25 protein-coding genes are annotated in these 26,352 nt (G+C 69.9%); 12 read left to right on the forward strand and 13 right to left on the reverse strand.

Going from position 1 to position 26,352, the window contains the following annotated elements; genetic code table 11:
- The first annotated feature begins 19 nt into the window (after positions 1 to 19).
- The 8 genes from rfbA (at position 20) to AC07EJ_RS19130 (ending at position 7,365) form a co-directional block, all read left to right on the forward strand.
- Positions 20 to 934 carry a glucose-1-phosphate thymidylyltransferase RfbA gene (gene rfbA, locus AC07EJ_RS19095; RefSeq protein ID WP_389483193.1) on the forward strand — a complete coding sequence of 305 codons (915 nt, stop codon included), beginning with the start codon at positions 20 to 22 and terminating at the stop codon, positions 932 to 934.
- A gap of 12 nt (positions 935 to 946) precedes the next feature.
- Positions 947 to 1,555, forward strand: a complete 609-nt coding sequence (locus AC07EJ_RS19100; RefSeq protein WP_478884578.1) for a dTDP-4-dehydrorhamnose 3,5-epimerase family protein — start codon at positions 947 to 949, stop codon at positions 1,553 to 1,555.
- A 50-nt stretch (positions 1,556 to 1,605) separates the two neighbouring features.
- A complete protein-coding gene (locus tag AC07EJ_RS19105) occupies positions 1,606 to 2,781 on the forward strand; it encodes a macrolide family glycosyltransferase (protein ID WP_478884579.1) in 1,176 nt (391 codons plus the stop codon).
- 84 nt (positions 2,782 to 2,865) lie between these two features.
- Positions 2,866 to 3,318 carry a nuclear transport factor 2 family protein gene (locus AC07EJ_RS19110; RefSeq protein ID WP_362901501.1) on the forward strand — a complete coding sequence of 151 codons (453 nt, stop codon included), beginning with the start codon at positions 2,866 to 2,868 and terminating at the stop codon, positions 3,316 to 3,318.
- A 29-nt stretch (positions 3,319 to 3,347) separates the two neighbouring features.
- On the forward strand, positions 3,348 to 3,812 hold the full coding sequence (locus AC07EJ_RS19115) for a hypothetical protein (RefSeq protein WP_393586319.1): 465 nt from the start codon (positions 3,348 to 3,350) through the stop codon (positions 3,810 to 3,812).
- 11 nt (positions 3,813 to 3,823) lie between these two features.
- Positions 3,824 to 4,936 carry a DegT/DnrJ/EryC1/StrS family aminotransferase gene (locus AC07EJ_RS19120; RefSeq protein ID WP_478884580.1) on the forward strand — a complete coding sequence of 371 codons (1,113 nt, stop codon included), beginning with the start codon at positions 3,824 to 3,826 and terminating at the stop codon, positions 4,934 to 4,936.
- 177 nt (positions 4,937 to 5,113) lie between these two features.
- Positions 5,114 to 6,235: an epoxide hydrolase family protein gene (locus AC07EJ_RS19125; protein WP_389489197.1), complete on the forward strand. Its 1,122-nt coding sequence runs from the start codon at positions 5,114 to 5,116 to the stop codon at positions 6,233 to 6,235.
- Positions 6,236 to 6,243: 8 nt separating this feature from the next.
- Positions 6,244 to 7,365 carry a winged helix DNA-binding domain-containing protein gene (locus AC07EJ_RS19130; RefSeq protein ID WP_389489199.1) on the forward strand — a complete coding sequence of 374 codons (1,122 nt, stop codon included), beginning with the start codon at positions 6,244 to 6,246 and terminating at the stop codon, positions 7,363 to 7,365.
- Positions 7,366 to 7,436: 71 nt separating this feature from the next.
- Here the strand turns inward: AC07EJ_RS19130 and AC07EJ_RS19135 are convergent, their stop codons facing one another.
- Positions 7,437 to 8,885, reverse strand: coding sequence for an alpha/beta fold hydrolase (locus AC07EJ_RS19135; protein WP_389489201.1), 1,449 nt, complete (start codon positions 8,883 to 8,885; stop codon positions 7,437 to 7,439).
- Between the two features lie 123 nt (positions 8,886 to 9,008).
- Between AC07EJ_RS19135 and AC07EJ_RS19140 the strand changes: the two genes are divergently transcribed.
- Positions 9,009 to 9,476 carry a hypothetical protein gene (locus AC07EJ_RS19140; protein ID WP_389489203.1) on the forward strand — a complete coding sequence of 156 codons (468 nt, stop codon included), beginning with the start codon at positions 9,009 to 9,011 and terminating at the stop codon, positions 9,474 to 9,476.
- Positions 9,477 to 9,510: 34 nt separating this feature from the next.
- Here the strand turns inward: AC07EJ_RS19140 and hydA are convergent, their stop codons facing one another.
- The 7 genes from hydA to AC07EJ_RS19175 all read right to left on the reverse strand — a co-directional run bounded on the left by hydA (position 9,511) and on the right by AC07EJ_RS19175 (position 17,631).
- Entirely contained in the window at positions 9,511 to 10,917 is a 1,407-nt protein-coding gene (hydA, locus tag AC07EJ_RS19145; protein WP_389489206.1) for a dihydropyrimidinase, read from the reverse strand.
- Between the two features lie 25 nt (positions 10,918 to 10,942).
- Positions 10,943 to 11,785 carry a nitrilase-related carbon-nitrogen hydrolase gene (locus tag AC07EJ_RS19150; RefSeq protein ID WP_389489210.1) on the reverse strand — a complete coding sequence of 281 codons (843 nt, stop codon included), beginning with the start codon at positions 11,783 to 11,785 and terminating at the stop codon, positions 10,943 to 10,945.
- 102 nt (positions 11,786 to 11,887) lie between these two features.
- The gene (locus tag AC07EJ_RS19155) at positions 11,888 to 13,471 is read right to left on the reverse strand and encodes a PucR family transcriptional regulator (protein WP_478884581.1); all 1,584 of its coding nucleotides are present in this window, start codon (positions 13,469 to 13,471) and stop codon (positions 11,888 to 11,890) included.
- 51 nt (positions 13,472 to 13,522) lie between these two features.
- The gene (locus AC07EJ_RS19160) at positions 13,523 to 14,809 is read right to left on the reverse strand and encodes an aspartate aminotransferase family protein (protein WP_389489293.1); all 1,287 of its coding nucleotides are present in this window, start codon (positions 14,807 to 14,809) and stop codon (positions 13,523 to 13,525) included.
- A gap of 47 nt (positions 14,810 to 14,856) precedes the next feature.
- Complete coding sequence (locus AC07EJ_RS19165; RefSeq protein ID WP_362898446.1) at positions 14,857 to 15,699, reverse strand: nitrilase-related carbon-nitrogen hydrolase; 843 nt, start codon at positions 15,697 to 15,699, stop codon at positions 14,857 to 14,859.
- A 179-nt stretch (positions 15,700 to 15,878) separates the two neighbouring features.
- Entirely contained in the window at positions 15,879 to 17,246 is a 1,368-nt protein-coding gene (locus tag AC07EJ_RS19170) for a hypothetical protein (protein WP_478884658.1), read from the reverse strand.
- Between the two features lie 133 nt (positions 17,247 to 17,379).
- Positions 17,380 to 17,631 carry a helix-turn-helix domain-containing protein gene (locus tag AC07EJ_RS19175; RefSeq protein ID WP_362898448.1) on the reverse strand — a complete coding sequence of 84 codons (252 nt, stop codon included), beginning with the start codon at positions 17,629 to 17,631 and terminating at the stop codon, positions 17,380 to 17,382.
- A gap of 52 nt (positions 17,632 to 17,683) precedes the next feature.
- On the opposite strand from AC07EJ_RS19175, the gene map reads away from it, so the two are divergent.
- A complete protein-coding gene (map, locus tag AC07EJ_RS19180; protein WP_389489215.1) occupies positions 17,684 to 18,451 on the forward strand; it encodes a type I methionyl aminopeptidase in 768 nt (255 codons plus the stop codon).
- Positions 18,452 to 18,570: 119 nt separating this feature from the next.
- Here the strand turns inward: map and AC07EJ_RS19185 are convergent, their stop codons facing one another.
- On the reverse strand, positions 18,571 to 19,269 hold the full coding sequence (locus tag AC07EJ_RS19185; protein WP_389489217.1) for a glycoside hydrolase family 75 protein: 699 nt from the start codon (positions 19,267 to 19,269) through the stop codon (positions 18,571 to 18,573).
- Between the two features lie 170 nt (positions 19,270 to 19,439).
- Positions 19,440 to 21,272: a gamma-glutamyltransferase gene (ggt, locus tag AC07EJ_RS19190; RefSeq protein WP_389489219.1), complete on the reverse strand. Its 1,833-nt coding sequence runs from the start codon at positions 21,270 to 21,272 to the stop codon at positions 19,440 to 19,442.
- A 103-nt stretch (positions 21,273 to 21,375) separates the two neighbouring features.
- Here ggt and AC07EJ_RS19195 point away from each other — a divergent pair, with 103 nt between their 5' ends.
- Both AC07EJ_RS19195 and AC07EJ_RS19200 read left to right on the forward strand, forming a co-directional pair.
- Positions 21,376 to 22,134, forward strand: coding sequence for a hypothetical protein (locus AC07EJ_RS19195; RefSeq protein ID WP_389489221.1), 759 nt, complete (start codon positions 21,376 to 21,378; stop codon positions 22,132 to 22,134).
- 143 nt (positions 22,135 to 22,277) lie between these two features.
- The gene (locus AC07EJ_RS19200) at positions 22,278 to 23,852 is read left to right on the forward strand and encodes an alpha/beta fold hydrolase (protein WP_389489224.1); all 1,575 of its coding nucleotides are present in this window, start codon (positions 22,278 to 22,280) and stop codon (positions 23,850 to 23,852) included.
- 54 nt (positions 23,853 to 23,906) lie between these two features.
- Here AC07EJ_RS19200 and AC07EJ_RS19205 read toward each other — a convergent pair whose 3' ends face one another.
- Genes AC07EJ_RS19205 through AC07EJ_RS19215 form a run of 3 tightly spaced genes read right to left on the reverse strand, consistent with a single transcriptional unit; the run spans position 23,907 to position 26,344 of the window.
- Entirely contained in the window at positions 23,907 to 24,776 is an 870-nt protein-coding gene (locus tag AC07EJ_RS19205; protein ID WP_393586334.1) for an amino acid ABC transporter permease, read from the reverse strand.
- Complete coding sequence (locus tag AC07EJ_RS19210) at positions 24,773 to 25,417, reverse strand: amino acid ABC transporter permease (RefSeq protein WP_389489229.1); 645 nt, start codon at positions 25,415 to 25,417, stop codon at positions 24,773 to 24,775. The genes AC07EJ_RS19205 and AC07EJ_RS19210 overlap by 4 nt, the downstream gene beginning before the upstream one ends.
- A 9-nt stretch (positions 25,418 to 25,426) precedes the next feature.
- Positions 25,427 to 26,344 carry a glutamate ABC transporter substrate-binding protein gene (locus tag AC07EJ_RS19215; RefSeq protein WP_393586336.1) on the reverse strand — a complete coding sequence of 306 codons (918 nt, stop codon included), beginning with the start codon at positions 26,342 to 26,344 and terminating at the stop codon, positions 25,427 to 25,429.
- Between the last annotated feature and the right edge of the window lie 8 nt (positions 26,345 to 26,352).

Consider the following 26,352-nt stretch of genomic DNA (forward strand, 5'->3'; position numbering starts at 1 on the left):
CGTCATTAGCTTCCGAGACATGCGAGGAATAATTCTGGCCGGCGGAACCGGCTCCCGCCTGTGGCCGATCACTCAAGCCATGTCGAAGCAACTCATGCCGGTGTTCGACAAGCCGATGATCTACTACCCGCTGTCCACTCTGGTGCTGGCGGGCGTGCAGGACATCCTCGTCATCACCACGCCGTCCGACCGGGACTCCTTCGAGCGGCTGCTGGGCGACGGCTCGCACCTGGGCCTGCAGATCCAGTACGCGACGCAGCCCAGGCCCGGGGGCATCGCCCAGGCGTTCCTGATCGGCGCGGACTTCATCGGGGACGAGCCGGTGGCGCTCATCCTCGGCGACAACATCTTCCACGGAGCCGGCCTCGGGGATCAGCTGAAGGCACACGCCGACCCGGAAGGCGGTCACATCTTCGCCTACCCGGTGGCGAACCCGGGCGACTTCGGCGTCCTGGACTTCGACCTCGAAGGCCGCGTCGTCTCCATCGAGGAGAAGCCGGCGCACCCGAAATCGCGATACGTGGTCCCCGGCCTGTACTTCTACGACAACCGGGTGGTCGACATCGCCAGGTCCCTGCGGCCCAGCGCGCGCGGCGAGCTGGAGGTCACCGAGGTGAACCAGACCTATCTGCGCCGCGGTGAGCTCGGCGTCACCGTGCTCGACCGCGGCACGGCGTGGCTCGACACCGGGACCTTCGCCTCGCTGGTGCAGGCGTCGGAGTTCGTCCGGGTGATCGAGGAGCGCCAGGGACAGAAGATCGGCTGCGTCGAGGAGGCGGCCTGGCGCAACGGGCTCATCGACAGCGACCGGCTCCGGGAGCTCGCGCAGCCGCTCCTGTCCAGCGGCTACGGGGAGTACCTCATGGGGCTGCCCGACGCCGCCACCCAGGACATCCAGCGGCTGGTCCCGGCCGGCGCCGGCGCCACCGTGTGACGAGGAGGCCTGATGAACTTCGAAGAACTCGGCATCGAGGGCGTCCACCTCGTCGAGCCACAGGTGTTCGGCGACTCGCGCGGTGCGTTCCTGGAACTGTTCGTCGGCCACCGGCTGTCCGCGGCGACCGGCCGTCCGATGGACGTTGCGCAGGTCAACTGCTCGGTCTCGCGACGCGGGACGATCCGCGGCATCCACCTCACGGCCGCCCCGCCGGGTGAGGCGAAGTACGTGACGTGCGTGAGCGGTTCGATCGTCGACGTCGTCGTCGACGTCCGACTCGGCTCGCCCACGTACGGCGCGTCCCTCGCGATCCCGCTGGACGACGAGCGGCGTCGCGCCGTGTACATCCCCGAGGGGCTCGGCCACGGGTTCGCGGCGGTCAGTGACACCGCCGTGGTCACGTACCTGTGCGACAACGTCTACACCCCCCGAAAGGCGATCTCGATCAACCCGCTGGACCCCCAACTCGCCCTGCCGTGGCCCGACCTGGGCGGCGTCGGCGCAGTCCTGTCGGACAAGGACAGGACCGCGCCGACGCTGGCGGAGACGGAGGCCCTGGGCGTGCTCCCGAAGTACGCGGACCTTCGCGCCAAGACACCGATCCGGCCGCTGGGATGACGCGGCCGGCGTCCCCGAGCGAGTCGACGACACCAGGAACAGGACTACTCATGAAGAAGCACATCGCCTTCCTGAACATCCCCGCGGCGGGTCATGTCACCCCGACGCTGGGCGTGGTCGAGGAGCTGGTCAGGCGCGGTCACAAGGTCAGCTACCTGGCCGCCGACGGCTTCGCCGAGAAGATCGCTTCGACGGGCGCCGACGTCATTCCCTACGCCACGACGCTCGACCCGCGCACGATCGCCCCGACCGGCGCGGAGGACTGGCTGGCCCGTGTCCTGTTGGGCGCGGTCCGGGAGGCGGCCGCCACGGCGCCGACGCTGGAGGCCCACTTCGGTGACGACCTGCCGGACTGCCTCGTCTACGACATATCCATGCAGTTCCTCGGCCGTGTGATGTCGCGCAAGCTCGGCGTGCCGGGGATCCAGCTCTATCCGGTCCTCGCGTCCCACCAGTATTTCTCCGAGGCGGAGGGTGCCGCCGAGGGGATGTTCGGCCAACTGACGCGCGAGCTGCGGGAGTTCGCCGACGCGCACGGGCTGCAGGACGTCACGCTGGACGAGCTGATGTCGGACGCGCCCCGCAACATCTCGTTCATGCCGCGCGAGTTCCAGTCCGACGCCGACTCCTTCCCCGAGGACCAGTACACGTTCGTCGGGATCCCGCTGCGGGAGAGCGACCTGCAGGGCACGTGGCGGCCGTCCAGCGACAAGCCCGTGGTGCTGATCTCTCTGGGCACGACGTTCAACACCCAGCCCGAGTTCTTCGCGATGTGCGCGAAGGCCTTCGAGGGGTTGCCGTGGCACGTGGTGATCGCGGCGGGCCCCGGCGTGGACCTGGAGGCGGCGGGCGAACTGCCCCCCAACGCCGAGATCCACACGTGGCTGACGCTGCAGGCGGTCCTCGAGCACGCCGGCGCGTTCGTGTGCCACGGCGGCGCCGGCAACACCATGAACGCCCTGTACGCGGGGGTGCCCCTAGTGTCCGTACCGCACAACGGCGACTCGGAGATGATCGCCGCGCGGACGGGCGAGCTGCGCCTCGGCCGTGTCCTGCCCCCCGAGGAAGTGACCGCCGAGACCCTCCGGGAGGCCGTCCTCGAGGTCGCCGCCGACGAGACCGTGCAGGCAAACCTGCGCGACATGCGCAAGTACATGAAGGAGGCGGGCGGCGCACCGCGCGCGGCCGACACGATCCTCGGCCACCTCCACACCGCGTCGAAGTAACCACCTGGACAACCACCGGGCGAACACCGACGTGACCACCAGATCAGCCACCGAAGCAGCCACTGAAGTCGACTGGAGAAACTGATGAATTCGCACGATTTCAGCACCAAGCTCGTCCCGAACGACCTGTACCTGGAGATCCAGCAGTTCTACGCACTGCAGCTCAAGGTTCTCGACCGTGGTGACGGCGAGCAGTGGGCGCAGACCTTCACGCCGGACGGTGTGTTCCAGGCCGCCGACATGCCCGAGCCCCTGGTCGGCCGCGACATACTCGTCAAGGCGATCGAGATGCAGACCGCCAAGCACGAGGGGCTCGTCCTGCGCCACTGGGTCGGGCAGCTGACCGTCGAGCAGATCGACGACGACACCGTCCGCGCACAGAGCTACGTCATGGTCTACGTGACCCCCGACCGCACGCTCCTGAGCGGAGAGGTGCACTTCCGCCACCACACCCTCTGCGACGACGAGCTCGTCCGTTCGAACGGGTCGTGGCTCGTGCGGAACCGCTTCGTCGAGACCGACGGCGAGTACAAGTGAGCACCGCGCGAGCCGGAAGGTCGTCCGACATGAAGAAGATCCTCGCCACCGTGGTGTCCGCCGGTGTCCTGTCCGCCCTGGCCGCAGGCACCGCGCACCCGGCGCCCTACGCGGGCGCCGGCTCCACCGATTCCTCCCGCCGGCTCGTGGGCAAGTGGGCCGGTACGGTCACCCATGGGGGCGACACCGGTGACATCCAGCTCATATTCACCACGAGCGGCAAGGCGTGCCTCATCACGTCCGCCGGCGTCAGCAAGGGCAGTTGGAAGTCCACCGGCGGTGCCGGCGACTTCAACTACAAGATCGCTGAAGCGATGACCGACGCGTCCGGCACACAGCAGGGCTGGATCTACATAGACCAGACCACCCATGCGGTGAGCAACGCCTTCACCAGCACCGGCGTCTCACACGTCTACGACATGGCCGGGAACCCCCAGTTCACCCAGGTCGCCGACGTCAGTGTCCACCGCATCGCCGGCAACCCCAGCTGCTGAGGACACGACACATGATCCCTCTCTTCAAGGTGGCGATGTCCGAGAAGGCGTCGGCGCTGGTCGGTGAGGTTCTGGACAGCGGCTACATCGGTCAGGGCGCGAAGGTCGACGAGTTCGAACGCGCCCTGGCCGAGCGGCTGGACAACCCCCGGATCCTGACCGTCAACAGCGCCACGTCCGGGCTGCACCTGGCCCTGCACCTGGTCGCGACGGAGTCGGGGCGGGACGGCGAGGTCCTGGCGACCGCGCTGACCTGCACGGCGACGAACTGGCCGATCCTGGCGAACGGGATGCGGATCCGCTGGGTGGACACCGACCCGGCGACCCTGAACGTGGACCTCGACGACCTGGCCCGGAAGATCACGCCCACGACCCGGGCGATCGTCCTCGTGCACTGGGGCGGCTACCCCGTCGACCTCGACCGCCTGAACCGCGTTCTCGACCAGGCCGAACGCGTCCATGGGGTCCGGCCCCGGGTCATCGAGGACTGCGCCGACGCGTGGGGCGCCACGTACCAGGGCGTCCCACTGGGCGGGCACGGCAACATCAGCGTCTACAGCTTCCAGGCGATCAAGCACCTCACGACCGGTGACGGCGGCCTGATCGTGCTGCCCGACGACGAACTGCTGCACCGCGCCAGGATGCTGCGCTGGTACGGCATCGACCGCGACGGCGGCGGGGCCCGGTTCAAGAACGACATCCCCGAGTACGGCTTCAAGTTCAACATGAACGACATCAACGCGGCCATCGGTCTCGCGAACCTCGAGACCGTCGACGACCTCGTCGCCCGGCACCGCGAGAACGCCGCGTTCTACGACGGCGAGCTGGCCGGGGTGGGCGGGATCGAGCTGACGGAGCGGGCCTCCGACCGGAATCCGTCGTTTTGGTACTACTCCCTCAAGGTGGACGACCGCGACGCGTTCGTCCTGCGCATGAAGGAGGCCGGAATCGCCACGAGCGAGGTCCACGAGCGCAACGACGTCTACGGCGCCACCCAGGACTCCAGAGCGGTCCTGCCCGGACTCGACGCCGTCGCCGGGCGGCACATCGCCGTACCGGTCGGCTGGTGGGTGTCGGACGACGACCGGACCCACATCGCGCGGACCATCAAGGGCGGCTGGTGACCGTCGCCGGACAGGGCGGGATCGAGGAGGCGGGGGCGCCGGTCGGCGCCCCCGCCTCCTCGTCCCGCCTCGGCCCGAACGCGGGCGCCGGCGCAGCGGCGGCTCGACCGCGGTTGTAGCAGCCGTCCCTAACCTCGGGTCACCCGACTGTCTCGGGCTGACAAGGAGGCCTCAAGCATGGGCACAGAGATCACACCGTTCCGGGTGCACTTCCCCGACGACCAGCTGCAGGAGTTGCGTCGGCGCCTGACCGCCGCGCGCTGGCCGGACGCCGAGACGGTCGACGACTGGGAGCAGGGTCCGAAGCTGTCGTACATGAAGGATCTGTGCGCCTCGTGGGCGCGGGACCACGACTGGCGCGCCACCGAGAAGCGCCTCAACGCCGTCCCCCAGTTCCGCACCGAGATCGACGGCCTGGACGTGCACTTCCTGCACGCGCGGTCCCCCCACGCCGGCGCCACTCCCCTGCTGCTGACCCACGGGTGGCCCAGCTCGGTCCTGGAGTTCCTGGACCTGATTCCCGAGCTCACCGACCCCGACGACCCGTCCCGGGCCTTCCACGTGGTGTGCCCCTCGCTCCCGGGACACGGATTCAGCGGCAAGCCGTCCTCCGCGGGCTGGACGGTCGCCAGGACCAGCAGGGCCTGGGCGCAGTTGATGGCGCGGCTCGGCTACCCGCGATACGGCGCGCACGGTGGTGACTGGGGTTCGTGGGTGAGCGCCGAACTCGGCACCGCCGACCCGGACCACCTCCTGGGCATCCACCTGACGATGCCGCTGGCCAAGGCGCCCGAACACCCGGTGGAACTGGACGCGCGCGATCAGCAGGCCATGGCCCGGATGAAGAGTTTCGGCCAGAACCGCTCGGGCTACGCGGCCATCCAGTCCACGCGCCCGCAAGCGCTCGGATACGGTCTCGCGGACTCACCGACCGGTCAACTCGCCTGGATCCTGGACCGGTTCTGGGAGTGGGTCGACCACGACGGCACGCCGGAGAAGGCGCTGCCCCAGGGCGCGCTGCTCGACATGGCCACCGTCTACTGGCTGACGGGCACCGGAGCCTCGTCGGCACGGCTGTTCTGGGAGAGCTTCAACAAGGAGCCGATGAATCCCACGAACGTGCCCGTCGGATGCTCCGTCTTCCCCAAGGACGCGTGGCTGCCCCGCGCATGGGCCGAACAGCGCTTCACGGATCTGCGTTACTGGAAGGATCTCGACAGCGGCGGACACTTCCCGGCCCTGGAGAGGCCCTCCGTCCTCGCCGATGAACTGCGCGCGTTCTTCGCTCTCCTGAACTGAGAGGTCAGATGGCCACCACTCCGTCCCAGCCCGCCGACGTGCTCGACCGGCGGGCTCTCAACCGTGCTTTCCTCGCACGCCAGTTGCTGCTCAACCGGCGCACGATGCCGGCGCAGGCAGCGCTCGAGCACCTCGTGGGCCTCCAGGCACAGGCACCCTTTCCGCCGTACTACGGCCTGTGGACCCGGCTGGAGGACTTCCGTCCTACGGAACTGGCCGGCCTCCTCACCGGACGGCAGGCCGTGCGCGTCCCGCTGATGCGCGGCACCGTCCATCTGGTCACGACCTCCGACTGCCGCAAACTGCGGCCGTGTGTGCAGCCGTTCCTGGAACGAAGCCTGATCACGACCTTCGCCAAGGACCTGCACGGACTGGATCCGGCCAAGGTGGCGGCAGCGGGCCGGGAGCTCCTGGAAGAGGCTCCGCACACCGTCGGCGACCTGACCGCTGCCCTGCGTACGACGTGGCCCGACCACCCCGCCAACGCGCTCAGCAACGTCGTGCGCAGCCTGCTGCCGGTGGTCCAGATCCCGCCCCGCGGGGTCTGGGGACAGGGCGGACAGCCGACGTACGCCCTGGCGGAGGACTGGATCGGCGCCCCGCTGGACGCGGAGCCGGACCTCGACGACCTGGTCCTGCGCTATCTGGCGGCGTTCGGCCCCGCGACCGTCAAGGACATCCAGGCGTGGTCGGGTCTCACCCGGCTGCGCGCGGTGACCGAACGCCTGCGTCAGCGGCTGGTCTGCCTGCGCGACGAGGAAGGCAGAGAGCTCCTGGACCTGCCGGACGCCCCGCGGCCGGGCTCCGACGCGTCCGCACCGGTTCGCTATCTGGCGCCGTACGACAACGCGATCCTCTCCCACGCGGACCGCACCCGGATCATCAGCGATGAGCACCGCAAGGCCATCGCGACGAAGAACGCCGTGATTCCGGGGACGATCCTCGTCGACGGATTCGTCGCCGGCGCGTGGCGGGTCGACCGTGCGCGCACGTCGACCACCGTCGACGTACAGCTCTTCACCGCGGTGAGCAAGCGGGTGCGTGCCGAGCTCGTGGAGGAGGGCGAGCGCCTGCTGCTCTTCGCCTCGGACGGCACCGCACCGCGTGAGCTTCGCATCGCCGACGCCTGACGCGGCAGACGAAAACCCCTGGCGGGCGGTGGCCCTCGATCGCACACCGTCTGCCAGGGGTTCTCGTTGTGTCAGCTCAGCGTCGAGTCCGCGGGGACGTCCGGCCGGGCCTCGCCGGGCAACTCCACCCGCATGGGCGGCAGTTCACCATCGACCAGGTACGCGTCGACGAGAGCGTCCACCTGCGGGTTGCCGCCGAGCCGGTAGATCTCGTGGGCTCCGGAGTCGGTCACCAGGATCAGGGGGTGCCGCAGGCGCTCGGCCATGGCCACCGCCCCGGGGCAGTGGTCCAGGGGGTCGCCGTCGGCCTGCACGACAAGCCCCGTCGGGTAGTCACCGCGGGTGACGGCGGGGCGCGGCTCGACGGGTGTGCACGTACCGAAGGCGGCCACCCAGGGCTGGGCGCGCATCACGCCGAAGCCGTACGGGTAGCGGTCCCTGAAGTCGCGCATGTCGCGGTAGTAGATCTCCAGGTCGGTAGGCCACTCGGTCTCGCACGTCACGGCTTCCAGTACGGCGTCGCGCAGTCCGCCCGCCGCGGTGCCCGGCCGCCAGCGGGTCTGGCCCGCGAGCAGTTCGCGGGCCCGCTCCGCGTCGGCGGCGCCGGTCGCCTTGCCCAACTCCCCTATCAGCACGCCGAGTTCCTGCCAGCGCCCGCGAGCCGCACTCAGTGTGCCGACGACGCCGTCGAAGGCGGTGCGCAATGACGCGCCCTCGCCGATGGAGGCCAGGGCCGCCGCGGCCTCCTCCACGCTTGCCAGCACCCGCGCGGCGTCGTCGCCGAGACCGAAGAACCGGTCGCGCTGTCCGGCCCACTCCGCCCACAGGTCCACGTTCTCGCGCACCGCGAGCGCCTGCGAGGCGAACTGCTGCCGCCAGTCCCAGTCCGGATGGACCGAGGAGTCGAGGACGCTGCGGTCCAGATGCGCTCCGAACATCGCCCCGTAGACCGCGCCGAGCAGCGTGCCGTAGGCCCAGCCCACGAAGCTGATCTCCGCTTCGCCGAGCAGGACGCGGATCACGTTCATGTCGCGGGCGCTGTTGGCCGTGGTGGTGTGGCGGCGCAGGTTGCCCCCGGCGCGCACGCACCCCTGGTCGCGTTCCCACATGTCCGCGGCGATGGCGGCGAAGACCGAGTCGGGGGGACGCGAGTCGAACGGCACGGTCGTCGGACTCGCCTCGCCCTCGACCCGGGTCGAAGCGCCTGTCCCGCGAGGGTCGAATCCGATCAGGTCGTAGACCTCGTGGGGCGCGGTGCCCGCCAGACGCGTCGGCAGCAGCCTGCCGAGACCGCCGTCGCCGCCCGGGCCACCGTTGAGGGACAGCAGGACACCACGCCTCCGGTGCGGGTCCAGCGCCCGGATCCGGCTGAGCGCCAGCTCGATGCGCTCACCGGAGGGGTGCGCATAGTCGAGCGGCACTTCGATGAAGGCGAGTTCGAGGCTGTCGTCGAATTCGCTTGGCTTCCACGTCAGTTGCTGCGTCAGAAAGTGGCGCAACCCGGATTCGTCCCATGTCATGAGGGCACGGTCCGGCTCCGCGCTAGAGGCACTCCGGAGCCGGCATGGAGCTGTGCCGCGAGCCGCGGCCCGCTACGACGATCCTCCAGCAGCGCTAGAGGCCAATCAGCCATTCTCATCGCCATGAAGACGAGACTCTGCCTCACCGTGACGGCGGCCGCGCTCATGAGCGTGGTGGCAACGACCGGCACCGCCGGGGCGTCCCAACTGTGCGCCCTCACTCCCGTCGGAACCTGGTCGGGTACGGTCACCCGCCCCGGAGCGAGCGACCAGATCCAGCTCTCCTTCGGCTCATCCGGTCATGCGTGCCTGATAACCACCTCCGGGTCCGGCACCGCGACCAGCACCGGAACCTGGAGCCGAAGCGGATCCGAGCAGTTCAACTACAAGATCAAGGAATCGCTGACCGACGAGAACGGGACGGCCACCGGCTGGATCCAGATCAACCAGGACGCCGTCCAGCAAGGGACGGGCTTCAGCAGCTCCGGTACTTCACGGATCTACGACCTCAACGGCAACCTGCAGGGGTCCGTGACCTCCCACGTCACCGCCACCAGAACCTCCTCCACCGCGCTTCCGTGCGCCTCCTGAGCGGGAGCGTTCGTTCTTCGCCGGTACGGGCCCGCTAGCCGACGTACTGCGTGATGCCGCGAGGAACGTACACGCCGTGCCCGGCGCGCCCGGTGAACTCCCGCTCGGAGATGACGAGTTCGCCGCGCGAGAGCACGGTGTCGACGCGGCCGGTGATCCGCTTGCCCTCGTACGCCGAGTAGTCGACGTTCATGTGGTGGGTCTCGGCGGAGACGACCTGTTCGGCATGCGGGTCGTAGATGACGACGTCGGCGTCGGCGCCGGGCGCGATGGTGCCCTTCTTCGGATACAGGCCGAACATGCGGGCCGGCGTCGCGCAGGCGATCTCGATCCAGCGGCGGCGCGAGATGTGTCCGTCGACGACGGCCTGGTGCAGGAGGTCCATGCGGTTCTCGACGCCCGGCATGCCGTTGGGGATCTTCGAGAAGTCGCCTCGGCCCAGCTCCTTCTGCCCGGTGAAGCAGAACGGGCAGTGGTCGGTGGAGACGACCTGGAGGTCGTTCGTGCGCAGGCCCCGCCACAGGGCCGCCTGGTGGTCCTTGGGCCGCAGGGGCGTGCTGCACACGTACTTGGCGCCCTCGAAGTCCGGCTCGGCGAGGTTGTCCGTGGACAGGAAGAGGTACTGCGGGCACGTCTCGCCGAAGACGTTCAGGCCCTCGTCACGGGCGCGCGCGATCTCGGCGAGCGCCTCGCGCGCCGAGACGTGCACCACGTACAGGGGCGCGCCCGCGACCTGGGCGAGCTTGATGGCGCGGTGCGTCGCCTCGGCTTCGAGGAGCGCCTTCCTGACCTCGCCGTGGTAGCGCGGGTCGGTCTCGCCGCGCTCCAGGGCCTGCTGCACGAGGACGTCGATCGCGATGCCGTTCTCGGCGTGCATCATGATCAGGCCACCGTTGTCGCCGGCCCGCTGCATGGCGCGCAGGATCTGCCCGTCGTCGGAGTAGAAGACTCCGGGGTACGCCATGAACTGCTTGAACGACGTGACCCCCTCGGCGACGAGCAGGTCCATCTCCTTGAGCGTCTCGTCGTGCACATCGGAGACGATCATGTGGAAGCCGTAGTCGATCGCGCAGTTCCCGTCGGCCTTGGCGTGCCAGGCGTCCAGGCCTTCGCGCAGGGTGTGCCCGACGGACTGGATGGCGAAGTCGACGATGGTGGTCGTGCCGCCCCAGGCCGCCGCCCGGGTGCCCGTCTCGAAGGTGTCGGCGGCGAAGGTGCCGCCGAACGGCATCTCCATGTGGGTGTGCGCGTCGACGCCACCCGGGATGACGTACTTCTGGCGGGCGTCGATCGTCCGGTCCGCGGTCCAGGATTCCGCGGCATCGGTGCCGGCCGCGGCGAGGGCGGCGATGCGCCCGTCCTCGATGAGTACGTCGGCGTGGATCTCGTCGGCGGCGGTGACGACGAGTCCGCCGCGGATGACGGTACGGCTGCTGCTCATGCTCCCTCTTCCGTGTCTACGCTGCCTATGGGTTGGTCAGCGGCGTGTAGGCGCCCGGGGCGCGGTCGCGGTAGAACTGCCAGCGGCTGCGGACCTCGCGCAGCTTGTCCATGTCGAGATCACGGACGACGAGTTCGGGCTCCTTGTCCCCCGCGACCTCCCCGACGAACTGCCCCTCCGGGTCGACGAAGTAGCTCGTCCCGTAGAAGTCGTTGTCGCCGTACTCCTCCTGGCCGACGCGGTTGATCGCGCCGACGAAGTACTCGTTCGCGACGGCGGACGCCGGCTGTTCCAGCTGCCACAGGTAGCCGGACAGGCCGCGCGAGGTCGCCGACGGGTTGAAGACGATCTGCGCGCCTTCGAGACCGAGCGCGCGCCAGCCCTCGGGGAAGTGCCGGTCGTAGCAGATGTAGACGCCGATCTTCCCGACGGCCGTGTCGAAGACGGGCCAGCCGGAGTTCCCCGGCCGGAAGTAGAACTTCTCCCAGAATCCCCGCACTTGAGGGATGTGGGTCTTGCGGTACTTGCCGAGGTAGGTGCCGTCGGCGTCGATCACGGCGGCCGTGTTGTAGAGGACGCCGGGCTGCTCCTCCTCGTACATGGGCAGGACCAGGACGATGCCGTGTTCGGCGGCGAGCGCCTGGAAGCGGCGGACGATGGGGCCGTCGGGGATCGCCTCGGCGTACTCGTAGAACTTCGCGTCCTGCACCTGGCAGAAGTACGGGCCGTAGAACAGCTCCTGGAAGCAGAGGACCTTCGCCCCCTGCGCGGCGGCGTCGCGGACGGCCTGCTCATGGACCTGGATCATGGACTCTTTGTCGCCGGTCCAGGCGGTCTGGAAGATCGCGGCGCGGATCACGGTGCTCATCGGGGACCTCCGGTCACTCGGTGTGCCGTGAGCCTAGGAAGTCCTTGCCGCGCACCGGAGTTGCACCGTGTCACGTCTGGAGCCGTACGGCGTTCCACGCTGTCACCCTCTCTGCGCGTCGTGGGCGAGGAGGGCGATGTGGACGGACGCGGCCTGCTCGAAGTCGTCGAGGTCGAGGCCGAGGAGCGACTCGATGGCCTCCAGCCTGCGGTAGAGGGCGGGGCGGCTCATGTGGTGGAGCTGCGCCGTGCGCGACTTGTTGCGCCCGGTGGCGAGGTAGGTCCGCAGCACGGGCAGCAGGCCCGGGTCGTCGGCGTACAGGAGCCCGTCCAGCTCGCGTTCGGCGAAGGCCTGGAGGTGCGGGTCGTCACGCAGGAGCCGTACGAGGCCCCGCAGGCGTACGTCACGCAGGCGCACGACGGGCGGGACGTCCGGGGTGTCTGCCGCGGCCTGGGCGATGTGCAGCGCCTCGCGCAGCCCGGCGGGTACGTCGTCCCAGGCGGTACACGGCTCGGCGGCCGCCACCACGACCGGCTCCCCCGCCCCTGCGCGCAGGCGGGCCGCGAAGTGCTCGGTGAGCGGTCCCGCGGCCTGGTCGCGGGCGAGGCTGAGCAGGACGGCGGTGATTGGTGTCTCCCCTGCTCGAACGGAGCTGAGAGCTTGGGGAACGTCCGCGAGTTCGGCGGCGAGTCCAGGGAGGCCCAACAGGCGTAGTACGCGGCCGAGTTCGGCCGGGTCGCCGTCGCGGACGACGAGCGGGACGAACGTGCGGCGGTTGACGGGGAGGCCGGCGGCCCTGGCCCGGGGCAGGAGCTGGCGGGCCGGTACGACGCCGGAGACGAGGTCGGTGAGGATGCCCTGCGCCGACTGCTCCTCCCAGCTGTGGGCGGCGCCGCCGAGCATGCGGTGCAGGACGAGGGCCTCGGCGGCGCGTTCGGCGAGGAGCCGTCCGGTGGGGCCGTCGCCCCGGTAGCCGCACAGCACGACGCTGCCCCAGCGTTCGCCGCGTCCGTCGAGGCCGGCGCGGTACCAGTCGGCGCCGTCGGCGCAGCCCGCCCGGCGCGCGATGCGTTCCCAGTCCCGCAGCACGTCGTCGACCGCCGACCGTTCACCCGCGGTGGCGAGGACGCGGTGGGCGAGGTTGGCGACGACGACGGGGCAGCCGCTGTGCGCGGCGATCTCGTCGAGGAGCCGCTGCAGCGGGGCGCCCGCCGTGATGAGTCCGGTCAGCGCGGTGCGGATGCCCTCGGAAAGGCTGACGGCGGCGAACTTCCTTCTGACAAGCCGGGATTGGACCTCCTCGGTGAGCTCGGCGAACGGGAAGGGACGGTGCAGGACGACCATCGGCAGGCCGTACCGCTCGGCCGCGCGCCGCATGTCCTCGGGGGGTGCGGGAAAGGCGCGGCCGAGCCCGAGGACGACGGCGGCCGCCTCCGCGCGGTGCAGGGACTTGATGTACTCGGTCCTGACGTGGGCGTCCCCGGCGAGCAGGACCCCCGTGGTGAGGACCATCTCGCCGCCGCTGAGCATCACCCCGACGTCGGCGGCCTCGGCGACGTGCACCCAGCGCACGAGCCGGTCGAGGTGACCGGCCCCCGCGACCACCTCGGGGTCACCCGCCGCGATCCGCTCCAGGGCGAGTATCTGCCGTACGGACAGGGCCTGTTCGGCGGCGGTGACGGTCATCGGGGCCCCTTCCTTACCACTGCCTTCGGCCGGCAGACCCGCTGGCTTGGGCTAACAGACGCTGCGCAGGGCCCTCTCCAGGATGGCCGCGCCCTCTTCCGCCTCGGCGACGGTGAGGGTCAGCGGCGGCGCGATGCGCAGCACGCTGGTGTTGTGCCCACCGCCCTTGCCGACGAGGAGTCCGCCCTCCCGGGCCGCCTCGATCACACGCGCCGCCGCCTCCGGATCGGCCTCGTCCGTGCCGGGTTTCACCAGCTCGATGCCGATCATCAGGCCCCGGCCGCGCACCTCGCGTACGCACTCCGTCGTGGCGCCGACGGCCCGCAGCCGCTCGATGAGGAGGCCGCCGACGCGGCGGGCGTTGCCCTGGAGGTCGTGTTCGAGGAGGTAGATGAGGTTGGCGAGGCCGGCGGCCATCGTCACCGGCGAGCCACCGAACGTCGAAATGGAGTTGGAGTCAAGGCAGTTCATGACCTCGGCGCGCGCGACGACACCGCCGATGGACATGCCGTTCCCGATGCCCTTGGCGAAGGTCAGGATGTCGGGCGGACCGTTCTGCGCGTGCGCCTGCCAGCCCCAGAAGTGCTCGCCGGTGCGCCCCCAGCCCGTCTGCACCTCGTCGGCGATCCACAGGATGCCGTGCTCCTGGAGCACCTCGCGGAACGCCGCGTACAGGCCGTCGGGCGGCGAGGTGAACCCGCCGACGCCCTGGATGGGTTCGGCGATCAGCGCGGCGACGCCGCGGGTCTGGCCGAGGATGTCGCGCAGGTCGTCGACGCACGCCTCGATGAACTGGGCGTCGGTCAGCTGGGCGTACGGGCCCCGGCTGCGCACCCCGCCGTGGACGTACAGCGTCTGGAGGGGGGAGAGGCTGGTCGGGGACCAGCCTTTGTTGCCGGTGATGCCGACGGCGGAGAAGGACCGGCCGTGGTAGCTGTTGCGCATCGCGAGGATCTGGTTCGAGCGGCGGTACGCGGTGGCCAGCAGCAGGGCCGTGTCGTTGGCCTCGGTGCCGGAGGTGGTGAAGAAGACGCGGGCGTCCGGGATACCGGACAACTGGGCGACACGTTCGGCGAGTTCGACCATCTGCCGGTTGAGGTAGAGGGTCGAGGTGTGGATGATCCGCCCGGCCTGCTCGCTGACCGCCTTGGTCACCTCAGGCAGGGCGTGCGCGGTCATCGTCGTCAGGATGCCGCCGAAGAAGTCGAGGTACTTGTTCCCGGCGGCGTCCCAGACGTGGCGGCCCTCGCCGTGGGTGATCTCGAGGGGGCGGTCGTAGTACAGGGCGAGCCAGTCCGGCAGGACGGCACGGTGACGGGCGTGGAGGTCGGGGGTCATCACGGTCGCACGGGTCCCTTCGTCGGCGCCTTCACGAGTGACAGTGGTCATGGCTGCACCAGCCCCTCGTAGGCGTCGGGCCGGCGGTCCCGGTAGAACGCCCACTGCTGGCGTACCTCGTCGATGAGGCCGAAGTCGAGGTCCCGTACGAGGAGTTCCTCGTCCTTGTCGCTCGCGGCGTCGCCCACGGTCTGCCCGCGGGGATCCACGAAGTAGCTCGTGCCGTAGAAGTCGTTGTCGCCGTATTCCTCGACGCCGACGCGGTTGATCGCGGCGATGAAGTATTCGTTCGCGACGGCCGCCGCGGGCTGTTCCAGCTGCCAGAGGTACGCCGACAGGCCCCGGCTCGTGGCGGACGGGTTGTACACGAGCTGTGCGCCGTTGAGGCCGAGTTGGCGCCAGCCCTCGGGGAAGTGCCGGTCGTAGCAGATGTAGACGCCGACCCGGCCGACGGCGGTCTCGAAGACCGGCCAGCCCAGATTTCCCGGCTTGAAGTAGAACTTCTCCCAGAAGCCCTTCACCTGGGGGATGTGGTGCTTGCGGTACTTGCCGAGGTACGTGCCGTCGGCGTCGATCACGGCCGCGGTGTTGAAGTAGAACCCGGACTGCTCGACCTCGAAGACCGGTACGACGACGACCATTCCGGTCTCGCGGGCCAGGGCCCGCATCCGGGTCACGGTCGGCCCGTCCGGCACGGGTTCGGCCCAGCGGTAGTGCTCGGCCTCCTGCACCTGGCAGAAGTAGGGGGCGTTGAAGACCTCCTGGAAGCCGATGATCCGCGCGCCCTGCCGGGCGGCCTCCCGCGCATGTTCCTCATGCTTGGTGATCATGGATTCGGTGTCGCCCGTCCAGCTCGCCTGGACCAGCGCGGCGCGTACGACGTCGGCCATGTGCCGCTCCTTTGCCTGTTGCCCCGCCGGGGACGTCAGAGAGCCTCTACGCCCGTAGACACAGGCCGTAGAGGGACGAACGTAAGCCTCACCGGCGGCCTTGCCAAGACCATCGCCGTTAACCGGCGGAATCGATCATGTTTCGCACCCGTGCGGGTGAGGGGTGAGGGGTGAGCGGACTATGTAGGGAACCCGGCGACCCTGAGCGCGTGCACGACGTCCCAGTACCGCTCGTCGCTGACGCCGCGCGCAGCTTCGACGAGCAGCGGGACGAGGCGGTCCGGGTCGTCGTGGACGCTGCGGGCGGCTTCTTCGGGGGTGCGTACGCGGACGTACGCGTCGAGGAGCGCACGTGCCTCGCGGTGGCGGCCCTCGCCGGTGAGGCGGAGCACGGACGCGCCGATCTCGGTGGCGGGGCGGGCCACTCCCTGGCGCAGGATCTGCTGCGCGTCGGCGGTGCGTCCGGCGGCACCGAGGGCGTCGGCCGCGGCCACGAGGAGGTCGGCCGGGAGCGAGGCGGTCTCCCAGAGCAGGGTCGCCCAGTCTGCGCCGAGACCGGCGCGGTTCAACTCGGCGGCGAGCAGGGGGAATCGGGCGGCGGGCCAGTGGGCGGCCTCGACGAGCACGCCGTGCGCCTCCCCGCCGCGACCCTCGGCGCGCAGCCGGTGCAGGGTGGAGACGCAGGCGGCGATGGCGTCGCGCATGTCGCTGTCGAGGTGCTGAGCGGCGGGCGGCGGCGCCGGCTCCCCTTCGGCGGCGCCGGCGAACCGGGCGCCGCGCGGGCTCGCGGCGGAGTCACGTAACGGGCCCTGGACGGCGAGGGGCATGGGGTCGACGGTCGGCTCGGACGCGTCGGCGGCGGGCGCGGCTTCGTCGAGCATCCCGGCGAACCGGGCGCTGCCGCGGGGGCGGCGCTTGCGTTCCTTGGGCGGCTTGGCGTGCGGGGAGGGTTCGGCGCGTCCGGTGGGTCCGGGGCGCGCCGGGCCTCCGGCGTCGGGGACCGGGCGCTGCTGCGGTACGGGCAGGGGTGGCGGCGGTGGCTGGCGGTCCAGGTCGGCGATCCTCCGGTGGAGCTCCGCACAGCGGGCCGTCGCGCGTTCGTGGTCGTCGCGCGCCCAGGCCAGCTCGAGGCGCATCGTCTCCGCCTGCTCGCGCGTGGCGGCCGTGTGCAGGAGCTGGGCCAGGTCCACCTGGCGTTCGGCGGCGTACCGCTGCTCGCGGAGCATCACGTCGAGCCGGTCGCCGAGCAGATCACGGCCGCCGGGGCGTGCGTCGAAGGCGGTGAGCGAGGCACTGTGCAGGGCGCGTGCCCGTTCGGCCTGGCGGTCGGCCTCGTCGGGACCGCGGCCGGCGGCCAGATCCTGGAGGAGCGCCTCCACCACGTCCCAGGGAGGCACTTCGGCGCCGGCGAGACAGGCCCGCATCCCGTCCGGGTCGCGCTGCCAGAAGATGCCGCACCAGCCGGCGTCCGGGTCGAGCCGGGCCAGCAGGTCCCGCAGGTAAACCGCGAACTCCCGGACTTGGTCAGGGAGTTGTTCCACTTCCATCACACGCCGCCCGATCCCTCCGCAGAGTGGAGTCTTCCGGATCGGAAGAAAACACCCTCCGTGTTTCGAGGGCGCTACGGGCGCTTTTCCGGGGTGGCACCGTCCTCACTCGCCGCAGCTGGACGGTCACCAGCTAGACGGTCACCAGCGAGCAGCTCGCCACGATCTCGTCCATGGAGAGGCCGAGGGTCCGGGCCAGAGCCGCGACGGTGAAGAACGCGGGGGTCGGCGCCCGGCCGGTCTCGATCTTTCGGAGCGTCTCGGCGGACAGTCCCGCGCTCGCGGCGACCTCGACCATGCTCCGCCCGCGCCGGGCCTCGCGCAGCAGCATGCCGAGCCGCTCGCCGCGCTCGCGCTCTTCGGGGGTCAGGGGGGTTCGGACCATGCGCCCAGTCTACTGGCAGAACCCCCATTCAAATACCGGTATTGTAATTGGCATGGTGGAACTCAAGACAGACACATCGATCGACGAGATGCGGGAAGCGGGCCGGGTCGTGGCCCAGGCGCTCGCGGCGGTCCGCGAGAAGGCGGCCGTCGGGGTCTCGCTCCTGGAGCTGGACTCGGTGGCGCACGGCGTCCTGCGCGCGGCCGACGCGCGCTCCCCCTTCCTCGGCTACCGCCCCTCGTTCGCCCCGACCCCCTTCCCCGCGGTCCTCTGCGCGTCGGTGAACGACGCGATCGTGCACGGCATCCCCGACGGATACCGGCTGCGCGACGGCGACCTGCTGTCGGCGGACTTCGGCGCCGAACTGGGCGGCTGGGTCGGCGACTCGGCGATCAGCTTCACGGTCGGCACGGCGCGCCCCGAGGACGTACGCCTGATCGAGACGGCGGAGCGCGCGCTCGCGGCGGGCATCGCGGCGGCGGTCGTCGGCAACAAGATCGGGGACATCGCCCACGCTATCGGCAAGGTGTGCCGCGCGGAGGGGTACGGCATCCCGGACGGCTTCGGCGGGCACGGCGTGGGCCGCAAGATGCACGAGGACCCGGCCGTCCCGAACGAGGGACGGGCGGGCCGGGGCATGCGCCTGAAGCACGGCATGGTGATCGCGATCGAGCCGATGGTGATCGCCGGCGGCATGGACGACTACTACGCGGCCCCGGACGGCTGGACCCTGCGCACAGGAGACGGCACCCGCGCCGCCCACGCCGAACACACGGTGGCGATCACGGACGCGGGGCCGCGGATCCTGACGGCGCTCTGAGCAAGGCGCGCCCGCCCCGACCCAGCCGTCCTGACTCAGTTGCCCTGACTCAGTTGTCCCGACTCAGTTGCCCTGACCCAGCCGTCCTGACTCAGCTGCCCTGACTCAGCTGTCCCGACTCAGTTGTCCTGAAGGAACTTCTTCGCCAGGGAGTCGCCGAGGGTCACCGCCGCGCCGTGGCTCTCGATCGGGGACGCCTGGTTGTTCTTGAACACGATGTACGTGACACCGGAGTCCGTGCCGCCGGTCTCCGGGTCCGGATCGACACCGAGGGCCTTCGCGGTGGCGTAGGACGCCTCGCCGATGATCTTGTCGGGGCCTGTGTCGCCGACGACCGCGTACTCGACCTTGTTGTTGTAGATGACGGCCACGACGCCGCCGCCCTTGATGCCGGCACCGGCGTAGTTCCAGATGCTGCTGGAGCTGGGCACGACGACGTACGGGAGGTTCTCGGCGGTCAGCGGCTTGCCGTTGGACTGGTGGAAGGCCGTGTCGTCCTGGAACCAGGGGTCGGTGTCGGCGTTGCACTGCGTGGTGATCTGACCGTCGCAGTCGATGTCCATGTCGGCCTTCCAGAACACCGCGCCGTTCTTGCCGCAGACCGGCACGGTCGCCGAGGTCTCCTCGTCGGTGCGGTACTTGCCGTTCGATATCTGCGAGCAGGACGTGACCTTGGCGAGGAGGTCGGCCGCACTGACGGTGCCTTCCTGGGCGCGCTGGGGGCCGCTCTCGCGGGCTGTGGCGTTCGTGGGGAGCAGAGCCGTCGCGAGCAGCGCGGCTCCGGCGGAGGCGGTGAGGGCGAGCGTTCGGGTACGCACGTGGGGGGACCCTTCTGTTAGGAAAGTTTCCTTACCTTCGGAGGCCAAATCTCGTGCCACCGCAGGTACCTGTCAACCCCTCGAATACGCCAAGAGGCCCGCGGCTCCCGCCAGTTGACGTCGATCGCACGTCAACAGGCGGGCCCACGGGCCCCTCAGGCCACGTTCGGTCAGCCGCCGGAGGCAGGCCTCACCACCATCGCCGAACCGCCGCCGCGGCGCACCTTCTCGGCCGCCGCGAGCCACTTGCCGTTCTTCAGGCGCTGCACGCCCGTCGCCGCGCCGATCTCCGGGTTCTGCTTGAAGACGTGGCCGAGCGCCTCCAGGCGCGCTCTCGCCGGCGAGTCCCACAGGCCCGGTTCGAGCTCGGTCGCCGCCGCGTTGCGCTGGCTGGCGCGGGGCGCCGCGATCGCGTCCACCAGAGGCAGCCCGCGGTCGACGAAGCCGGTCAGCGTCTGCAGGACGGTCGTGATGATCGTCGCGCCGCCGGGCGAACCGAGCGCCACCACGGGCTGGTTGTGCCGGTCGAGCACGATCGTCGGGGAGATCGACGAGCGCGGACGCTTGCCGGGCCCCGGCAGGTTCGGGTCGTGGACCGCGGGGCTGGCCGGCGCGAACGAGAAGTCGGTGAGCTCGTTGTTGAGCAGGAAGCCACGGCCCGGGACCGTGATGCCGCTGCCGCCCGTCGACTCGATCGTCAGCGTGTACGCGACGACGTTGCCCCACTTGTCGGCGACCGTCAGATGGGTCGTGTTCTCGCCCTCGAAGGTCGTCGGGGCCGCCTTGTCGCCCGCCTCACCGCACTTGCCCGGGTGACGCGGGTCGCCCGGCGCCAGCGGGCTCGTCAGGACCGCGTCGTCCTTGATGAGGCACTCCCGCGAGTCGGCGAACCGCTGCGAGAGCAGCTCCTTCGCCGGTACGTCCTCGAAGCCGGGGTCGCCGACCCAGCGCCCGCGGTCCGCGAACGCTATCCGGCTCGCCTCGATGTAGCGGTGCAGATACTGCTCCTGCGTGGCCTTCGAAAGGTCGGTCCGCTCAAGGATGTTGAGCGCCTCGCCGACGGTCGTCCCGCCCGAGGACGACGGCGCCATCGAGTAGACGCCGAGCCCGCGGTACGACGTCCTCGTCGGGGCCTGAAGCTTCGCCCCGTACGCCTTGAGGTCCTTGACGGACAGCTTGCCGGGGCGCGCGACCCGGCCCGACGCCGGGTCCACGGGCGGCTTGTTCACGGTGCGCACGACGTCCGCGCCGATGTCGCCCCGGTAGATGGCGCCGACGCCGTCGTGCGCCAACTCCTCGTAGGTGCGGGCGAGATCGGGGTTCTTGAACGTGGAGCCGACGACGGGGAGCGCGCCGCCCGGCAGGAACAGCTTCGCCGTGGCGGGGAAGTCCTTGAACCTCGCCTGGTTCGCCTCGGTCTGCGAGCGGAACGTGTCGTCGACCTTGAACCCGTCCCGCGCCAGCTTCTGCGCGGGCCGCAGCACCGAGCCGAGCCGCTCGCTGCCCCAGGTGTCGAGCGCGGTCTGCCAGGTGGCGGGCGTGCCCGGCGTGCCGACGCTCAGGCCGCTCGTCACCGCGTCGTTGAAGTCGAGCGGCTTGCCGTTCTCCAGGAAGAGTCCGGAGTCCGCGGTGAGGGGGGCCGTCTCGCGGCCGTCGATCGTGTGCACCTTGCGGGTCTTCGCGTCGTAGTAGACGAAGTAGCCGCCCCCGCCGACGCCCGCGGAGTACGGCTCGGTGACACCGAGCGCCGCGGCCGTCGCGACAGCGGCGTCCACCGCGTTGCCGCCCTTGCGGAGAACCTCGATCCCGGCGGCGGACGCGTCCGCGTCGACGCTGGAGACCGCGCCGCCGTAGCCGACTGCCAGCGGCACCTTGGGCGCGGACGCGGTGCCGGCGGCGCCGGCGGCCCCCGACGAAGACGTAGGGGGCGCGGCCGCACCCACCGTGACCAGCACCGCAGCAACGGCCAAACCCGAAAGATTCCGCGCAACAGGACGTCTCATCCGTACCTCCAGTCAACAGCCGTCCGCGCAGCGTAACTTCAGTTCCGCGAACCGTCAGGACCCCCTCGAACAAGGATCCGTCCGCCCGCTAGCATGCGCCCCCATGACGGAAGACGTGCGCAACATCGTCCTCGGCGTGATCGCAGCCGGGATCTGCGCCGCCCTTGGCTGGCTCGCCCGCACCTACTCGTGGAAGCGCAAACTCCGGCGCAGGCAGGCCTTCTTCGGGCTACCCGACAACTCCGAGTCGCTCCTCGTGGTCAACCGCGACGCGGGCGGCCCCGAGCTGACGGTGAAGCGCCACGACGTGTTCGCCCTGCTCGAACTCTCGGCGATCATCAAGGACTGCGGGGCGCACGCGCAGGTCATCGCGCACGACACGGCCCAGCAGGGGTTCGGGGAGCGCACTGAGTTCTGCGTGGGCGGACCGGCGTCGAACCGCCGGATGGCCGCCCACATGCACAGCCTCCTGCCGGGCATCCGCGTCAACACGGACCCGGAGCCGGGCCCCGACCGCGGCGCGTTCCAGATAGGCAGTGAGCGCTACCGCCTGGAGCCGGGGATCACGGAGTACGTGCTGCTCGCCCGGCTGACGGCGGGCCAGGGACAGGGCTCGCGCCCGGTCTTCCTCTTCTGCGGCCAGCTGCCGGTCACGAACCAGGCGGCCACCCGCTATCTCGCCCGCCACCACGAGCGCCTGGCCCGCAAGCACGGCACCAACGCGTTCGTGCTCCTCCTGAAGGTCGTCAACTCCCAGGCGTACGGCCCCGATGTGGTCGAGCTGGTCGGCGACGTCACCCGCGCCGCCCAGGCTCCGGCCCCTGCGACGACACCCCGCGCCTCCTCGCACCGGGCGAAGTGATCCGCCCCTGACCTGGGGGAACGCGAGTGCGGTTGAACAACAAAACATCGTTACCCGTACGTAACTTACCGATGGGTTACCTACGGTAAGACGCCACGGTTACCGTCGGGTCACTTTGCACTGACACGAGTGAGGAGTGACCCGTGGGACACCCGCGACACCCGCGCAGAGCGCTGCGTACGACCACTGCTGGTGCCGTGTCCGCGACCCTGATCGCCGGGGCGGCGCTGGGCCTGGCCCCCGCCGCGCAGGCGGCGCCGGGTCCGGGCGTGCGCTTCGTCGACATCAGCGGCGCCGGCGGCACGGTCCTGAAGGCCAACGTCGTAGCCCCCTCCGACACCACGCGCAGATACCCGGTCGTCGTGCTCCCCACGAGCTGGGCCGTGCCGCAGATCGAATACCTCGCCCAGGCCAAGCAGCTCGCCGACTCCGGCTATGTCGTGGTGAGTTACAACTCCCGCGGCTTCTGGCAGTCGGGCGGCGAGATCGAGGTCGGCGGCCCCGAGGACATCGAGGACGCCTCGAAGGTCATCGACTGGGCCCTCGCGCACACCCAGGCCGACCCGGACAAGATCGGCATGGCTGGCGTCTCCTACGGCGCCGGCATCAGCCTGCTCGCCGCGGGGCACGACAAGCGCATCAAGGCCGTGGCCGCGCTCAGCGGCTGGGGCGACCTGATCGACTCGATCTACTCCGGCCGCACCCAGCACTTCCAGGCCGCCGCCCTGCTCTCCGGCGCCGGCTATCTCACGGGCCGCCCGAGCCCCGAACTCCAGCAGGTCATGAAGGACTTCCTCGGCTCGAACCTGGCCAAGGAGGACGACATGATCGCGTGGGGCAGGAAGCGCTCCCCCGAGACGTACCTCGACAGCATCAACAAGAACGGCGCCGCCATCCTCCTCGGCAACGCCTGGGGCGACACCATCTTCCCGCCCAACCAGTACGCGGACTTCTACGAGAAGCTCACCACCCCCAAGCGCCTGGAGTTCCGCCCCGGCGACCACGCCACGGCCGAGGCGACCGGACTGCTCGGGCTGCCCAACGACACGTGGCAGGACACTCACCGCTGGTTCGACCACTACCTCAAAGGTGACGACAACGGCGTCGACCGCGAACTCCCCGTCCGCATCAAGTCCCGCTCCACCGGCGCGTACGAGAGTTACCCCGACTGGAAGTCGGTCGGCGCGACGAAGAAGAAGATCGCCCTCGCGGGCACGACCACGATCCACACGAACGTCGACTCGGGCGCCAACGGAGGGATCCTGGAACTGTCGAACATCCTCGACCAGTTCCTGCGACTGCCCCCGACGGCCTCGGTGCCGCTGCTGCCGCGCCGCTGGGCGGGCGTGTGGCAGTCGGAGAAGTACGCGTCCGAGCAGCATGTGCGCGGGACGGCGAAGATGCACACCACGCTCACCCCGACCAAGGAGAGCGGAACCCTCGTCGCGTACCTCTACGACGTGGGCCCGCTCGGCCTCGGCAAGCTGGTCAGCAACGCGCCGTACACCTTCCACGGCAAGACACCCGGCGCTCCGTTCGGCGTGGACCTGGAGTTGTTCTCCACGGCCTACGACGTCCCGGCAGGGCACCGGCTCGCCCTGGTCGTCGACACGGTCGACCCGCTCTATATCGAGCACAACCCGACCGGCGCACAGCTGACCTTCTCCTCGCCGAAGGACGACCCGTCATACGTGTCGATCCCCCTGCGCGAGCAGTGATCTCCGGCTGCTGCCGGGCGGGCATGGCCCTGTGGTCTCTGCAAGGAGCCCCTGCTACTGCGCCCCCGGCAGCAGCGTCCCCGGCTCGGCCGGGGCGACTTCGGCCGCCTCGACCTTGGGGTTGCGCCGCTGGCGCTTGGACACCCACTGGGCGAACCACGAAAGCAGCATGCACATCCCGATGTAGATCGGAGAGATCACCATCACCACGGGGATGAAAGGCAAATCGTAGTCGAGGTTCGAGGCGATGGACTTCCCGGCGTGGAGGAACTCCTCGTAGGTGATGAGATAGCCGAGCGAGGTGTCCTTCAGGGCGACCACCAGCTGGCTGATGATGGCGGGCAGCATGGCGCGTACGGCCTGCGGCACGAGGACGTGTGTCATGACCTGGGTCTTGCGCATCCCGAGCGCGTAGGCGGCCTCGCCCTGCCCGCGTTCGACGGAGTTGCAGCCGGAGCGGAAGACCTCGGCGAGCACCGAGCCGTTGTAGAGGGTGAGCCCGGCGACGAGGGCGGGCAGCGGCTGGACCTTCAGCGCCACGAAGATGAAGAAGATCATCACCAGGACGGGCATCGCGCGGAAGAACTCCACGACGAGCGTGGCGAGCCAGCGCACCGGCCGGTGGTCGGACAGACGCCCCACCGCGAGGGCCGTCCCGAGCACGAGGGAGAACACGGCGGCCATGGCGAACGCCTTCAGCGTGTTGCCGAGCCCGCGCAGGAGCAGCTCCTGGATGCCCTTGTACTCGAAGGGCATCCACTTCGTGTACGTGAACTGGTCGGTGTCGAACAGGAGGTAGAAGATCCAGGCGAGCAGGCCGAGCACGATCATCGTGGAGAGCACGCCGTACAGCCGGTGCCGGCGCTCGGTCTTCGGTCCCGGTACGTCGTAGAGGGCGGTGGCGTCGTGGGCAAGAGCTTTCAACGGGGAACTCCCCAGCGCTTCTCGAGCACGTTGAAGATCGCGCTGATGGTGAGGGTGATGATCAGGTAGCCGACCGCGATCCAGAAGAACGTCCAGATGATGTTGTAGCCCAGCTCGCTGAGGGTCTTGTAGGTGCCGAGCAGCTCGTTGACGCTGAAGGCCCCGGCGATCGCCGAGTTCTTGGCGAGGGCGATGAGGGTCGAGCCGACGGGCGGGATGACCGACCGGAAAGCCTGCGGGAGAATGACCATCGACAGCGTCTGGCCGAACGACATCCCGAGGCTGCGGGCCGCCTCGCCCTGCCCCCTGGGGACGGTGTTGATGCCGGAGCGCAGGGCCTCGCAGATGAACGCCGAGGTGTAGCAGCCTAGGGCGAGGACCGCGAACACCTTGAAGGGCAGGACGATTCCGAAGCGCGGCAGGCCGAGGAGTACCGCGAAGAACAGCAGGGTCAGCGGGGTGTTGCGCAGGATGTTGACCCAGACCGTGCCGAAGACCCGGAAGGATCCGACGGGCGCGACCCGGAACGACGCCATCAGGAAGCCGAGGACGAGTGCGAGGACCGAGGCGTAGACGGTGAGTTCGACCGTCCCGAGGAACCCCTTGGCGAAGGTGGAGAAATTGCTGGTCAGTACGGACACGAGGCCTCCTCAGCTCGCCGGGTAGCGGTCGATGGGGGGCGGCTTCGGCGCGGGCACCCCGGACAGGCCGAGCGTCGCGTTGTACGCCTTCTTCCAGTCGCCGTCGTTCTCGCGGGCCTGGAGCGCGGTGTCGATCGCGAACCGCAGCGCGTTGTCGCTCCTGGGTACGCCGATGCCGTAGGGCTCCTTGGAGAACGGCTTGCCGACCAGCTTGAGTTCGTCGGGCACCTTGGCCGCGTAGCCGAGCAGGATCGCGTCGTCGGTGGTGACGGCGTCGACCTGATAGGTGAGCAGGTTGTCGACGCAGACCGAGTACGTGTCGTACGCGACGAGCACCGCCTTCGGGTAGTCCTTCTGGATGCGCTGGTAGGGGGTCGAGCCGGCCGCGGAGCAGACGCGTTTGCCGGCCAGGTCCTGCGGGCCGTTGATGTCGTGCTCGTCGGTGCGCACGAGGAGCGACTGGCCGGCCATGTAGTAGGGGCCGCCGAAGCCGACGAGCTTCTTGCGGTTGTCGTTGATGGTGTAGGTGCCCACGTAGTAGTCGATCTGGCCGTTCTGCAGGGCGGTCTCGCGGTTGGCCGAGGCGATCGTCCTGAAGGAGATCGACGAGGGGGCGAAGCCGAGGGAGGCGGAGATCATCTTGGCGATCTCGATGTCGAAGCCGGAGTAGACGCCGGTGGCCGGGTCCTTCTCGCCGAGGTAGGGCTGGTCCTCCTTGACCCCCACGACGAAGTGCCCGCGCTTCTTCGCCTTCCGCCAGGTCTTGGAGTCGGTGAGCTCAAACCCTTGCGCCACCTGGTACTTGGGCAGCTGGGCGGCCGACGGGCCCTTGGTCGGCGGGCTGCCCTCCTTGCCGCAGGCCGCGGCGGCCAGGGCGGTGAGCGCGAGGGCGGCGACGGCGCGGAACACACGTGTCTTGCGCAGCATGGATCGGT

The organism is Streptomyces sp. NPDC045026, assembly GCF_056432625.1.